This is a genomic window from Actinoalloteichus hymeniacidonis, from assembly GCF_014203365.1.
Taxonomy (GTDB): Bacteria; Actinomycetota; Actinomycetes; order Mycobacteriales; family Pseudonocardiaceae; genus Actinoalloteichus_A; species Actinoalloteichus_A hymeniacidonis.
Genome location: NZ_JACHIS010000001.1, coordinates 2,816,561 through 2,829,275, shown reverse-complemented (window position 1 = coordinate 2,829,275; position 12,715 = coordinate 2,816,561). Strand labels below are relative to the sequence as shown.

Sequence of the window (12,715 nt, the reverse complement as noted above, 5' to 3'; positions counted from 1 at the left end):
GCATCGAATCCACTCCATGTGACGATGCGACCCACCTGACCTCCCTTGTACTGTCGAGATGATCTTCGGCGATTCGATTCTCCTCGTCATCGAACCGGCCGTGGTCCGCACTCACCAGGCTGGGAGCAGCGTTTCCGGTGGAATCCCAGATAGGTTCTCGAATCCGAGTCCTTCGCGGAAGAATTCTGACGCAACGTGAATTGGCCGAGATATCCGGTGTCTCGATAGATCTGATCCGCAAACTCGAACAGGGCACCCGGCAGACCGCCTCCATCGTGAGCCTGCAACGCATCGCCCGTGCCCTGGACGTCGATATCGCCGATCTACTCGGCAGGCGCGCGGGCCCGCTGTCCAACGATCCCGCCGCAGGCGTGGTGGCGATCCGCCGCGCGCTGACCACGGTGGACGATCTGTTGGGCACCACCTCGGAGCACGAGGAGCCGTTCTGTCCCACCGAGGCACGACGGGCCGTCGAGTACGGCTGGGCGGCCTACTGGCGCGGCCGCTACGCCCTGCTGGTCGGGATACTCCCGCAACTGATCAGGAGATTGCGGGCAGCGCTGCACGTCGAATCGGATGATCGGTCGAGAGCTCACGAGCTGCTGGGCCGCTGTCTGTGGCTCACCGGCTGCACCCTGGTCCATCTCGGCTATGCCGATCCGGCGTGGTTGGCGATCCGACAAGCCATCACCGCCGCGGACGCGGGCTCCGACGAACTCCTCGCCGCCGTCCTGCGAGGCTCGGCGGCCTGGCAACTGCTCGTCCAGGGCCGCTACGCCGAAGCGCATCGCCTCGCCACGCACGCCGCGGCGTCGATCGAGCCTGCGGCCGGGTCGAGTCCGGAGCGCCTGTCCAATCACGGTTCGCTCCTGCTCACCGCCGCGACGGCCGCGGCCAGGAACACCGATTCGGTCGAGGCGCGGCACCTGTTGGCCCAGGCCGCCACGATCGCCGTCCACACCGGCGACCGCTCCGACTACGAGACGTACTTCGGTCCGGCACAGGTGGTGATGCAGACCGTGGATATCGCGGTGGTCGGGGAGGACTATTCCGGGGCTCTCACCACCGCCACCACGATGCCCGTCGATGCCCGGTTGCCGTTGGCCTCCCGAGCCCGGCATCTGGCGGATCAAGCCTTCGCCCATGCCCGTCTCGGCCATCGGGAACGTGCCTTGCAGAACCTGTTGACTGCGGAGCGCATCGCTCCCGACTGGATGGAGTACCAAACCTTGCCACGACGGGTGATCTCGGAACTGCTCTCGGTCGAGCGTTCCACTCCGGTGCGCGACCTGGCTCAACGCCTGGGGGTCTTCGAATGACACATTCGGGCAGTAGGACACGGCGTGCTAGTCGATCCGGCTCGGGCGACCTTAACGTCTGCCTCTCCCCCGGAGGTGATCATGTGGTCCTGATTCCGCTACCCGCGTTGTGTGTCGCATCGTTCGCAGCGCCACCGGCGCCCGGCACTCCGCCCGTGGCCTCCCCGGTGGCCGCGTACCGATGGAGAGCATCCAGGTGATGATCTATCACGATGCCGCGTTCTCGGTGCGCATCCCGGCGACCAGGGTCGAGGCAGCCGATCGCACGCAGGCGTTGACCCTGACGATCGATCGGGTGCGGCGGCGGGTTCTGCTCCAGCTCGGCGGGCAGACCGCCCGAGGCTTGGCTGCGCTGGAGCCGCATCAGGCGGAACTGCTGCGGCTCGTGCTCGTCGCGGACCGGCCGATCTCCCGGCTGTTCCCCGCGCTGGGCCCCGGGTTGACGATGCGGATCCTGTGGGTTCGCACCGCACCCGATCTCGTCGAGCTGTCGCTGTCCGGGCGTGGCGCGCTCACCGATGCCTGGCGGCTGCGCCCGGAGCACACCCGGTTGCTCGCCGACTCGCTGAACCGGGGAACGTGGCTGCTCGCGGGACTGGCGGAGGCACCATGTCGTTGACCGGCGCGTCCGGCGCCTCGAATGCCGACCTCCCGGGCGCACGGCGTCTCACCAATGCCGAACAGACCAGGGCGACGCCTCGATGGGCCGGGGTGTTCCGTCGGATGGAGCATGTCCGCGATCCGGCGTACCGGCAGGTCGATGTCGCGATCTGCGGGGCGATCTGCGAGGTGGCGGTCGAGGCGGACGTCGAGCTGCCCCCGTGTCCCGTCTGTCGTCCGGAGGCGGCGGACTGACCGACGCGCGTTCTCGTCGTGACCGCCGCCCGAACCGGTGCGGCATCGGCACACCCGCACCGCAGAGCACCTCCGTCCGGGCGACGGTGTGAGCTTGTACGGTGCGGGTTCGAGACGTCGTCGGCGACAGTGCGCCTGCTGGTCAGGCCTTGTCGGCGGTCGGCTCGTCCTCCTGCGGCGCGGCCTTCTCGGACAGCTTGCGCATCTTGTCCAGGATCGCCTGCTTGCGATCCACCGCGTCCTGCTGCGGTCCGACCCCGATGCCGTCGGGGTGGTGGGCGGTGCGGGGAGCCTTGGTCCGTTGGCCGCCCACGCCGAGAAGTCCGTTGCGTTTCCTGGCCATGGTGATCTCCTGCTCTATCGAGGTAGTGGCAGACCGGTCGCGACCGGCTGCGTGACGACAGCATGCTCCGCAGCACAGCGGCGGCCAACCGAATTGTCGATCCGGCCGCGCTGTCCCGCTTCGCGTGTCCTGCGCCGAGGTCGATCAGCGCGCTGCGTCGGAGCCGACAGCGGTGGCCGCCGAGGGAGTCTCCGGAGTCGCGTGTCCGACGATCAATTTGAGGAAGTAGGCCACCGCCAGCCACACCAGGCCCTCGGGCGGGCCGCCGAACACGGTCAGGACCAGGGTCAGCGCGGCCGTGGTCGCGATCAGCCCCACCGCGAGTGCGACGTCGATCGGAGCGAGGAGGACCGAGGTCGCCGCCAGCAGCATCGAGCCGAACAGCAACAGCCCCCACTCCCAACGCGCGTCGAACACCAGGACGAGCAGCACGGGATGCAGCACGTGCCCGCCGAAGAACAACGCCCGGGAGACGAGGGAACGCTCGGGCCGGTGGTACCAGCGCCGTCCGGCGGGCAGGGCGTTGGCTGCCACGCCACCGATGACGTCCACCGCGAGCAGCAGCGCGACGAGCAGCTGCCAGGAGGTCCAATACGGTGGCGCGAGCAGCACGGCACCGACCCCGCCACCCAGTGCGCAGACCGCGATGAGCATCGAGTGGCCTCGGCTGCCACCGGGGCCCACGATCAGCGCCCAGGCGCCTGCTAACCCGACGGGTTCACGTCCGGTCGTCGATTCTCCCATCGTTGCATGATCCCCCGGCGGCTCGGATCATTTGCCGCCCACTCCCGCCAGACCGGCGATGAGCCAGCGGCGGGCCAGCAGGTAGGCGAGGAAGACGGGCATCGCCGACAGCAGGACCGCGGTCATCAACCCGGGGACGTCGACGCCGAACTCGCTCTGGAAGCTCCACAGGCCCAGCGTCAAGACCCGTTGGTCCACCGACTGCGTGAGGATGAGCGGGAAGAGGAAGCCGTTCCAGGCGGTCAGCGCGGTGTAGACGCCGACGGTGATCACGCTGCCCAGCGACATCGGCACCGCCAGCGAGAACATCATCCGCCAGGCGCTCGCGCCGTCCAGGGTCATCGCCTCGTACTGCTCTCGGGGGACATCGCGCAATGCCGAGGCCAGCACCAGCACCGCCAGCGGGAGGCTGAAGGCGGTGGTCGGCAGGATGATGGCGCCCAGGGTGTCGTACAGACCCATCCGGACGATCAGCAGGTAGATCGGGATGATGGTCGCCTGAGCCGGGATGGCCAGCCCCAGTAGGAAGCCTCGGAATCCCGCCGCGACGATCCGGCTCGGCGACCGCACGATCGCGTAAGCGGCGGGAACCGCCACGATCAGGGTGAGGCCGACGCAGGCCACGGTCACCACTGCGGTGTTGAGGAAGAACAGCAGGAAGCCGGAGTCGAAGACCGTGACCAGGTTGTCGGCGGTGATCGCCCGAGGCGGTGCGAGCGGTCCGTCCGCGAGGTAGGCGTCCTGGCTCTGCAGGCTCCAGTTGATCATCACCAACAGTGGGACGGCGACGATCGTCAACCAGCCGACAGTGAGCAGACCGGCCCACCGGTTCGGCGGTTCCAACCTGCTTCGCCCCGCCCGCCTGCGCCGGGTCTCGGCGGGTCCCGGGTCCGTGGGCGGTGCCGTGGCGGTCGTGAGGCTCATGGCTACAGGCCCTCCAGGGTCGAACGCATCTTGCTGAAGCCGCTGAACCGGACCATCACGAGTGAGAGCAGCGTGCCGATCAGCACGAGTGCCGAGGCGATCGCCGCGCCGTAGCCCATCTCGTAGCTACGAAAGCCCGCTTCGTACATCCGGAACGGCAGCACCTCGGTGGCCCGGCCGGGCCCGCCGTCGGTGACGATCAGGATCGTCTCGAAGTAGGTCAGCGAACCGACCACCATCAGCAGCGAGGACGTGATGATGGTGTTGCGCAGTTGCGGCAGGGTGATGTGGCGGAACTGATGCAGCCGCGTCGCACCGTCCATCCGAGCGGCCTCGTAGAGCTGGCGTGGGATGCGCCGCGCCGCCGCTTGATAGAGCAGGGTGTGGAAGGGCACGAACTGCCAGGCCACCACCGCGACGATGACCAACAGCGCGCTGGTGGAGCTGCCGAGGAGATTGCCGTCGGGGATGCCCACCAGCGGTCCGAGCACCGAGGCGAGACCGAAATTGGGGTCGAGCAGCGAGCGCCAGACGATGGCGACGGCGGCGCCCGAGAGCAACAGCGGCAGGAAGAACACCGCCGACAACACGGCCCGATTGCGTTGGGGCCCGGCCGCCCACACTCCGAGGAGCAGGCTCAACGGGGTCTGCACGAGCCAGCACACGACGCCGAGCAACACGGTGATGCGCAACGAGTCCAGCACGGTGGGATCACTGGCGAGTCGCTCCCAGTTCTCCAGCCCGGCAGGCTGCGGATCGCCGAGCCCGTTCCAGTGGGTGAAGGACAGGACGACGACGGCGACCAGGGGCACCAGCGCGAACAGTCCGAAGAAGACCATCGCGGGTACCGCGTACCAGACCCCGGGCCGGGTGGTTCGGTCCGGCGCCCGCTCGCTCACGTGGCCGCCTCCACGGCCTCGACGAAGCCCGCCGAGTCGCGTTGCCCGAGGAAGACCTCCTGAAGGCTGGTCAGCATGACCTGGGTGAGTTCGGGCGGCAGCGCTTGATCCCAGGAGAGGGTGAAGGCCGCCGCGTCGCGGACCAGCCCGTAGACGAACAGGGCGTATTCGGCGTTGGGTGCGGCGCTCAGCCGGTCCTCGATGTCGGCGACGGCCGGTACATCGCCCCCGGAGATCAGGGCATCCACATAGGAGTCCGAGTTCATGTGCTCCCGAAGGAACGCCACCGCCTGTTCCACGTCGGCGGCCTGGGTGTTGACCGAGAAGTAGTTGGTGGGGTTGCCGACGATGGCGCTCGGATCGCCTACGCCGTCGGGCAGGACCGGGAAGGACGTCCAGGCGAGCCCGTCGGCGGCGAAGTCGGGTTGCTGATCGAGCTGGTTGGTGTACTCCCAGGAGCCCATCAGGTGCATCGCGGCGTCGCCCCGAGCGAACAGGGTGGAGGCACCGCCCGCGCCGTAGTTGACGGAGGAGAAGTTGGTGCCGAACGCCCCGCGATCGACCAAATCGATGATGCGATCCACCGCCTCGATCATCGCCGGGTCCGACCAGGATCCCGGTTCCCCGGCGACGATGCGTTCGAAGACCTCGGCGCCGCCGATGCGGTCCACCAGGTATTCCAGCCACATCAACTGGGTCCAGCTCTCCGAACCGGCCAGTGCGAACGGCGTGACGCCCAATGCCTGGAAGCGGTCGACGAGGTCCAGCAGCTCGTCCCAGTCCGAGGGCGGCCGCAGATCGTTCTCGGCGAACAGCGGCGCATGATAGAAGAGGGCGACCGGCTGCATCCCCCGTAAGGGGACTCCGTAGTAGCGGCCGTCGATCCGTCCCGCATCCAGGACCTGGGGCAGGAACGAGTCGCGCCAGGCCGGGTCGGCGTCCAGTCGTTCGCTGAGATCGACGACCTGGTCGACCTCCACGTAGGACCGAATGCTGGCCCCGCCCCAGTTGAAGAACACCGCGGGCGCGTTCGGGCTGCCCATCGACACCCGAAGCCGTTGGGCGTAGGCGGTGTTGGCGAAGGTCTCCAACCGGAATCCGGTGCCCGCGCTCTCGTTGAACGCCGTGATGGCGGCTTCCTGGATGGGGTTCTGCACGTCGTCCTGGAGGGACCACACGCTGCTGCCGCCTCGGGTGGGGTCGTTGCCGCCGCCGCACGCGGCGAGTCCCAGCACGGCCAGACCCGCGGCCGAGGCGGTCATGAATCGTCGACGTCCGAGCATGAATTCAGTCATCGCCGCTCCTGCCAAGCAATCGAGGGCGCGTGGAACCTCCGCTGAGCCGAGCCGCCGATGCGAGGACGGCCACGTAACCGCAGCGGACGTCGTCGTCGAGTCGAGCCGGTGGCTGCCAGGGAGCTGACACACCCAGGCGATCGAAAATTAACCGATAGTTTCGGTGTCGCGCAGCGTACGGAGGTGGGATTGCTCACGTCAAGACCCACGGGGTCCACAACGAACTCATCAACACGTTCGCGACGAATGTGGCTTTTCACCAGCAAGGTAGCGGGGTGCGATGTCCGTCGAACCTCGACGCCCCGATCACTGGACCGTTATCGATTTCCTCCGATAGTGTCGAGAGCCGGACCGTCGGAGAACGCTGAGCCGACAGGTTCGGCCGACTGACGTCGGTGTCCGCATGTCCCGCCGCGCTCGCAGGTCACGGCTGCGAGGGTCGGCCGTCGAAGAGTGGAGAGCCCGACCATGGACCAGCACGACGGCCGTACCGCCTCGACGCCCTCGGCTGCGACCTCGCCCGGTGCGACGGAGCCCGACCGACTCGATCCGTGGCAACGATCCGAGCTACCCGTCGAGCAGCGGGTGGCGGATCTGCTGGCGCGGATGAGTCTGACCGAGAAACTCGCGCAGTTGGTCGGGGTCTGGGTCAGCGCGTCCGATGGAGCGCAGGGCGTCGCGCCCCATCAACACGAGGAGACCGAACAACCGCCGGATTGGCCTGCCGTGATCGGTTCCGGGCTCGGTCAACTCACCAGGACCTTCGGCACCACGCCCGTCGAGCCGGTCACCGGCGCCCGACAGCTGGCGGCGGCGCAACGCGAGATCGTGTCGTCGAATCGCTTCGGTATTCCCGCGATGGCCCACGAGGAGTGTCTGGCGGGTTTCGCCGCCTGGCAGGCCACCATCTACCCGGTGCCGCTGGCGTGGGGCGCAACCTTCGATCCCGAACTGGTCGAACGGATGTCGACGGCCATCGGCACGGATCTGCGTGCGCTCGGCGTCCACCAGGGTCTGGCGCCGGTGCTGGATGTGGTCCGCGATGCACGGTGGGGCCGGGTAGAGGAGACCATCGGCGAGGACCCGTACCTGGTCGGCACCATCGGTGCCGCCTATGTCCACGGGCTGGAGAGCGCCGGAGCGGTGGCCACGCTGAAGCATTTCGCCGGTTACTCGGCCTCGCGCGCAGGCCGGAATCTGGCGCCGGTCTCGATGGGGCCCCGGGAGTTCGCCGACGTGATCCTCCCGCCCTTCGAGATGGCACTGCGGCATGGCGGGGCCCGATCGGTGATGCACTCCTACTCCGAGATCGACGGCGTCCCGGTCGCGGCGGACGCGGAACTGCTCACCGGACTGCTGCGCGAGCGGTTGGGCTTCACCGGTGTCGTGGTGGCCGACTACTTCGGCATCGCCTTCCTACAGCGACTGCACGGGACGGCAGCCGACGAGGGCGAAGCGGCGGAGCAGGCGCTGACCGCGGGCGTCGACGTCGAACTGCCCACCGTGCGGTGCTACGGCGAACCGCTGGCGGAGCGCGTTCGGTCCGGTCTCGTCCCGGAATCACTCGTGGATCGAGCACTGCGACGGGTTCTGCGGCAGAAGTGCGAGCTGGGTCTGCTCGATCCCGACTGGTCTCCCCTGCCGCCCGTGTTGGCCGCTGCGCCGGACCCGGATGCAGAGGTGATCATCGATCTCGATCCGCCCGCGAACCGGGCGCTGGCTCGCAGGCTCGCGGAGGAATCCGTGGTGCTGCTGAGCAATCCACAGGGCATTCTGCCGCTCGCCGAGCCGGGCCGGCTGGCGGTGGTGGGTCCGCTGGCCGACGACGCGCACGCGATGCTGGGCTGCTACTCGTTCCCCGCCCATATCGGTGTCTCCTATCCGGAACTGCCGTTGGGCGTGGCGATTCCCACGGTGCTCGACGCGTTGCGCGCCGAGTCGGGCGCACGCGAGGTGCGCACCGCACCGGGCTGCTCCGTCGCCGATGCGGACCGCTCCCGCATCGCCGCGGCCGTGGAGTCGGCCCGCACGGCCGAGGTGGCGGTGGTCGTCGTCGGCGATCACTCCGGTCTGTTCGGTCGGGGTACCTCCGGGGAGGGCTGCGATGCGACCGACCTCGCCCTGCCGGGGGTGCAGGAGGAGTTGCTCGCGGCCGTGGTCGATACCGGGGTGCCGACGGTGGCCGTGGTGATCAGCGGCAGGCCGTACGCCCTGGGATCGGTCATCGACCGCCTCGCCGCCGCAGTGCAGCTGTTCCTCCCCGGTGAGGAGGGAGCGTCGGCGCTGGCCGGAGTCCTGACCGGCCGGATCAATCCCTCGGGGCGGTTGCCGGTGAGTCTGCCCGTGGGCGCGCACGGCCAGCCGTCCACCTACCTGACCCCGCCGCTCGGGATTCGCAGCAAGGTCAGCTCGGCGGATCCGACCCCGCTGTTCCCCTTCGGACACGGCCTGTCCTACACGAGCTTTCGGCACTCCGAACTGCGAATACTCGGCGTCGATCCGCAAACGCCTGTGTCGAGCGACGTTTCCGATCCACCCGCTGCGTCCGCCGAGCCGGAGGACCCGGTGTCGATCCCGACCGATGGGACGGTCGAGATCTCTCTTCTCGTGGCCAATACGGGCGAGCGGGCGGGTGTCGAGGTGGTGCAGCTGTATCTGCGCGATCCGGTCGCGCAGGTCACCCGGCCGGTGCGGCAGCTGGTCGGATTCGCCCGGGTCGCCCTGGCCTCGGGTGCGCAGCGGACGGTGCGGTTCCGATTGCACGCCGACCGCACCTCCTTCACCGGACGCGTCGGGCGACGCATCGTCGAACCCGGCCGGATCGACGTGCACGTGGGCGCTTCCAGCGAGGATCTCCGGCTCACGGGCTCGTTCACCATCGCGGGCGAGCCGAGGGAGGTCGGGGCCGATCGGGTGCTCGATACCCCCGTCGAGCTGGGTGACCCGAACCCGCCGGCGGAAGGCTGAGCCGACGTCCCGCGCCGCCGGTCAGGGCGCAGCGAGCGGTTCGACCTGGAAGGCTCGGTGCAGCAGCTCCAGCAGCGTCGAGTTATCCGAGAACCCGATCTCGTCGATCTGTTCGACGGCCACCCCGGGAGTCCAGGAGTTCATCACCACCGCCCCACTCAACGCAGGCAGGTCGGTGGAGGTGATCTCCTGGAACCGCTGGGCGACACCGAGACGATCGAGTTGTCTTCGGACGATGTTCATCGTCGTGCCGGTCAGCATGTCCGCCTGCGGCCACACCACCTCGGAGCCGTCGAGGAAGGCGAGATTCCAGATGGTGCCCTCGCTGAGCCGCCCCCGACGGTCGACGAAGGCGGCGTCGTCGAAGCCCCGTTCGACGGCCTGCCGCAGGAAGTAGGTCTTCGCGACCTCTCCGACGTGCTTCACCTCGGGCAGCACCCGTTCGTACTCGACCGTGGTCAGTCGCAACGGACCGGCCGGACCCGATGCGGGCGGGCCGGTCCGCACCAACAGTTCGAGTTCGCAGTCCCGGTCGGCCACGACGAACTCCCCTGCGGACGAGGAGACAGCCGCGGTCAGCGAGACGTCCGGCGGACTGACCGCCAACGCCGATCGCAGCCGGGAGAGCACCCGCTCGTCGGGAAGGGCTCGACCGAACAGGACTTCCGATGCCGTGCGCAGGCGATCCAGGTGCAGATCGATTCCCCGCACCTCTCCGGCCCGCACCTGCATGGCGGTGAAGTGGGCGTATCCGGCGAAGGCCAACGGCGCCAACTCCGTTGCGGTGGCGGGCCGACCGGCGTGCTGAACTGCGAAGAACGTCATTTCGGCACCGTAGAACCTGACATCGATGTCAGACTCAAGCTCGGATGAGATTGATCATATCCGGCCGTTCCCCGCCCCGGCGCCGGTTCCGCGACGAGGCGAGCGGCCCCGCCGCAGGTCGTCCGACGAATACGGTGTCCTAGGCGCCGGGTGCCTTGTCCAGGAAACCGTGCACCAGGCGGATTCGGCCGTCGTCGGTCAGCGCGGCCACGTCGAGACCGATCGCCACGGACTCACCGCCGCCTGCGGGCACCAGTTCCCAGCCGAACCGCACGATGTCGTGGTGGGCCTGCACGCCGTCGAGCAGCCGGAAGCGGTGGTCTGCGAACATCTGCTGCGCGCCGCCGATCACCTCGGCGATCGCCTCGTGCCCGCGGACCGAGGCCAACGGGTCGGTGTAGACGCCGTCCGCCGTCCAGAGCCGCGCCACCTCCCGCAGTCGGACGTCCGCGTCGGTCTCGTTCCAGGTCGCGATGTAGCGGTCCAACAGCTCGGTCACATTGCTCATTGGTGTTCCTCTCGGTGATGGTGACCGCCTCGGCCGGGTCCCGGCCTCGCGGTGTCCGGCCTCTCGCCCGACACCGAGAGCATGCCGACCCGCAGGTAACCTTGTCGATTACCTGCCAGGTAATACTTGGGAAGCGAGGCCCGATGACGAACGCCGTCCAGTCCACACCGTTCGGCGCGCTGTTGCGCTCGTGGCGGGAGCGGCGTCGGTGGAGCCAGCTCGAACTGTCCAGTCAGGCCGAGGTCTCCACTCGACATCTGAGCTTCGTCGAGACCGGTCGGTCCACACCGAGCCGGGAGATGGTTCTCCGGCTGGCAGAGCATCTCGACGTCCCGCTTCGAGACCGCAATGGACTGCTGCTCGCCGCAGGGCACGCGCCCGTCTACACCGAGACCGGGCTCGACTCGCCCCGGTTGGCCTCGGTGCGCGCGGCCGTGGGTCGGGTACTCGCCGCCTACGAGCCCTACCCCGCCGTGCTGGTCGACCGATCCTGGAACATCCTCGATGGCAACAGCGGTATCGCGCTGCTCACCGACGGGGTGGCTCCCGAACTGCTCGCCGCACCGGCCAACGCACTGCGGATCAGCCTGCATCCCGATGGGATGGCGCCAAGGATCGTCAATCTCGAGCAGTGGCGCGAACATCTTCTCGACCGGCTGGGCAGGCAGGCCGCCAACGGCGGCGATCCGGACCTGCGGGCACTGCACACGGAGCTGAGTGGCTATGCCACGTCCGCCCGACCCGAGGCGACCGAGCCGACGGCGGGCCTCGGTGATATCGCGGTGCCGCTTCGGCTGCGACATGACGACGGAGTGCTCAACTTCATCAGCACCGTCACCACCTTCGGCGCCCCGTTGGACGTGACCATGGACGAACTGGCCATCGAGTCGTTCCTGCCTGCCGACGAGGCCACTTCCTCGGTGCTGCGCGAACACCGAGACCGGGGCCGGTCGACGTCGCACTGAATCCACTGCCCCGTCGTCCATGGGCTGCCATCGGCGATACGGCCATCCGGGCCTGTACCGAGGTGACCACGGCTCCTAACGTGCAGGGCAGAACAGAGTCAGTCGTTCCCGTCCACCGGGCCGGGAACGATCCGAGGACCAGCCGACGCGGTGTGGCGTCGCGGCGGGTGGCAGTCGATGCGTCGCGCGCCGGACACCCGCGCGACAGCCGTCGCCGCGCTGCCCCATGGCGACGTCGAGCTGCGACGCGGGTCGCCCCGCCGAGGAGGTCGTGTCGGTGCGCACCAAGTCGAGTACCGGGAGAACACCGCTAGCGCTGTCGCTGCTCGCCGTCCTGTTGGCGACGGGGTGCACAGGCGGCGAGCGCACCGCCTCGGAGGATCGCGTAGGCCCGGAGGCCAACGAGACCGGGACCGCGTCCGAGGATCACCACGAGGGACACGGCGATGGACACGGCGTCGCCGCGCTCGGCGAGTCGTTCGAGTCGCTGGACGAGCTGGCCGCGTGGGTGCAGGACGAGACCGGCGAGTGCGCCGATCCGGCTCCGGCGAACCGGGACGAGCTGATCGACTATGTCGGTCCGCAACTCGCCGAGTACTACGAGCCCTTCGTCTCCGAATGGGTCACCTGCTCGATACCGCCGTACGACCGACTCGGACTCGTCCTGTTCGGCGAGGGCGAGTTGGTCGAGTTCCAACGATCGTGGCAACAGGCGCAGGCCGACGGCCGGCTGAACGACAACCCGGTCTGGGCCTTCGGCAACGGCTTCGCCATCACGGCGGGCTCGGTCGGCAACGACGAGTTGGGTTTGCACTACCTGTGGTGCAAGCCGGTCGACATCGAGGACGCCCATCGCATTCCGGCCGATGTGGACGGCTGCGAGTTCGCCAGGACTGCGCACCATTGAACCCTGCTCGTCGAACTCGATTTCGACGAGCGGAGTGCATTTTCCATCGAATCACATTTCGATACATAATGTTTTCCTGAATATTCGGAGGAAAATCAAGGTTCGCCGACTTCCGGCCGCGCTGAATCGTTGACAGCGCACCGTGGATATGTGAATCTCGGCAC

At 68.4% G+C, this 12,715-nt stretch carries 13 protein-coding genes; 6 read left to right on the top strand and 7 right to left on the bottom strand.

Features of this window, described 5'->3' with window-relative positions; all coding sequences use genetic code 11:
• Positions 1-137 precede the first annotated feature (137 nt).
• From BKA25_RS11755 to BKA25_RS11745, 3 genes are all read left to right on the top strand, one after another.
• Positions 138-1,319: a helix-turn-helix domain-containing protein gene (locus tag BKA25_RS11755; protein WP_069849867.1), complete on the top strand. Its 1,182-nt coding sequence runs from the start codon at positions 138-140 to the stop codon at positions 1,317-1,319.
• 181 nt (positions 1,320-1,500) lie between these two features.
• Positions 1,501-1,938: a hypothetical protein gene (locus tag BKA25_RS11750; RefSeq protein WP_069849869.1), complete on the top strand. Its 438-nt coding sequence runs from the start codon at positions 1,501-1,503 to the stop codon at positions 1,936-1,938.
• Positions 1,929-2,174, top strand: coding sequence for a hypothetical protein (locus tag BKA25_RS11745; protein WP_069849871.1), 246 nt, complete (start codon positions 1,929-1,931; stop codon positions 2,172-2,174). The genes BKA25_RS11750 and BKA25_RS11745 overlap by 10 nt, the downstream gene beginning before the upstream one ends.
• Before the next feature lie 142 nt (positions 2,175-2,316).
• Here BKA25_RS11745 and BKA25_RS11740 read toward each other — a convergent pair whose 3' ends face one another.
• The 5 genes from BKA25_RS11740 to BKA25_RS11720 all read right to left on the bottom strand — a co-directional run bounded on the left by BKA25_RS11740 (position 2,317) and on the right by BKA25_RS11720 (position 6,379).
• On the bottom strand, positions 2,317-2,517 hold the full coding sequence (locus BKA25_RS11740; protein ID WP_069849873.1) for a DUF6243 family protein: 201 nt from the start codon (positions 2,515-2,517) through the stop codon (positions 2,317-2,319).
• Between the two features lie 144 nt (positions 2,518-2,661).
• Positions 2,662-3,261 (bottom strand): hypothetical protein, encoded by a 600-nt coding sequence (locus BKA25_RS11735; RefSeq protein ID WP_069849875.1) that lies wholly within the window; start codon positions 3,259-3,261, stop codon positions 2,662-2,664.
• Between the two features lie 27 nt (positions 3,262-3,288).
• Complete coding sequence (locus BKA25_RS11730; protein WP_069849877.1) at positions 3,289-4,185, bottom strand: carbohydrate ABC transporter permease; 897 nt, start codon at positions 4,183-4,185, stop codon at positions 3,289-3,291.
• A gap of 2 nt (positions 4,186-4,187) precedes the next feature.
• Positions 4,188-5,084: a carbohydrate ABC transporter permease gene (locus BKA25_RS11725; RefSeq protein ID WP_236750282.1), complete on the bottom strand. Its 897-nt coding sequence runs from the start codon at positions 5,082-5,084 to the stop codon at positions 4,188-4,190.
• Positions 5,081-6,379: an ABC transporter substrate-binding protein gene (locus BKA25_RS11720; RefSeq protein ID WP_069849879.1), complete on the bottom strand. Its 1,299-nt coding sequence runs from the start codon at positions 6,377-6,379 to the stop codon at positions 5,081-5,083. The genes BKA25_RS11725 and BKA25_RS11720 overlap by 4 nt, the downstream gene beginning before the upstream one ends.
• 468 nt (positions 6,380-6,847) lie before the next feature.
• Between BKA25_RS11720 and BKA25_RS11715 the strand changes: the two genes are divergently transcribed.
• The gene (locus tag BKA25_RS11715) at positions 6,848-9,346 is read left to right on the top strand and encodes a glycoside hydrolase family 3 N-terminal domain-containing protein (RefSeq protein WP_084643065.1); all 2,499 of its coding nucleotides are present in this window, start codon (positions 6,848-6,850) and stop codon (positions 9,344-9,346) included.
• Positions 9,347-9,367: 21 nt separating this feature from the next.
• Here the strand turns inward: BKA25_RS11715 and BKA25_RS11710 are convergent, their stop codons facing one another.
• Entirely contained in the window at positions 9,368-10,171 is an 804-nt protein-coding gene (locus tag BKA25_RS11710) for an aminotransferase class IV family protein (protein ID WP_069849881.1), read from the bottom strand.
• Positions 10,172-10,310: 139 nt separating this feature from the next.
• Positions 10,311-10,679 carry a nuclear transport factor 2 family protein gene (locus tag BKA25_RS11705; protein WP_069849883.1) on the bottom strand — a complete coding sequence of 123 codons (369 nt, stop codon included), beginning with the start codon at positions 10,677-10,679 and terminating at the stop codon, positions 10,311-10,313.
• Positions 10,680-10,822: 143 nt separating this feature from the next.
• Between BKA25_RS11705 and BKA25_RS11700 the strand changes: the two genes are divergently transcribed.
• Entirely contained in the window at positions 10,823-11,644 is an 822-nt protein-coding gene (locus BKA25_RS11700) for a helix-turn-helix transcriptional regulator (RefSeq protein WP_069849885.1), read from the top strand.
• A gap of 277 nt (positions 11,645-11,921) precedes the next feature.
• Entirely contained in the window at positions 11,922-12,551 is a 630-nt protein-coding gene (locus BKA25_RS11695) for a hypothetical protein (RefSeq protein ID WP_157421107.1), read from the top strand.
• Positions 12,552-12,715 lie beyond the last annotated feature (164 nt).

Excerpts from the sequence above, each read along its gene's own strand:
- BKA25_RS11750 (WP_069849869.1), top strand. The coding sequence starts at position 1,501 with ATGGAGAGCATCCAGGTGATGATCTATCACGATGCCGCGTTCTCGGTG.
- BKA25_RS11745 (WP_069849871.1), top strand. The coding sequence starts at position 1,929 with ATGTCGTTGACCGGCGCGTCCGGCGCCTCGAATGCCGACCTCCCGGGC.
- BKA25_RS11740 (WP_069849873.1), bottom strand. The coding sequence starts at position 2,517 with ATGGCCAGGAAACGCAACGGACTTCTCGGCGTGGGCGGCCAACGGACC.
- BKA25_RS11735 (WP_069849875.1), bottom strand. The coding sequence starts at position 3,261 with ATGGGAGAATCGACGACCGGACGTGAACCCGTCGGGTTAGCAGGCGCC.
- BKA25_RS11730 (WP_069849877.1), bottom strand. The coding sequence starts at position 4,185 with ATGAGCCTCACGACCGCCACGGCACCGCCCACGGACCCGGGACCCGCC.
- BKA25_RS11720 (WP_069849879.1), bottom strand. The coding sequence starts at position 6,379 with ATGACTGAATTCATGCTCGGACGTCGACGATTCATGACCGCCTCGGCC.
- BKA25_RS11715 (WP_084643065.1), top strand. The coding sequence starts at position 6,848 with ATGGACCAGCACGACGGCCGTACCGCCTCGACGCCCTCGGCTGCGACC.
- BKA25_RS11710 (WP_069849881.1), bottom strand. The coding sequence starts at position 10,171 with ATGACGTTCTTCGCAGTTCAGCACGCCGGTCGGCCCGCCACCGCAACG.
- BKA25_RS11705 (WP_069849883.1), bottom strand. The coding sequence starts at position 10,679 with ATGAGCAATGTGACCGAGCTGTTGGACCGCTACATCGCGACCTGGAAC.
- BKA25_RS11700 (WP_069849885.1), top strand. The coding sequence starts at position 10,823 with ATGACGAACGCCGTCCAGTCCACACCGTTCGGCGCGCTGTTGCGCTCG.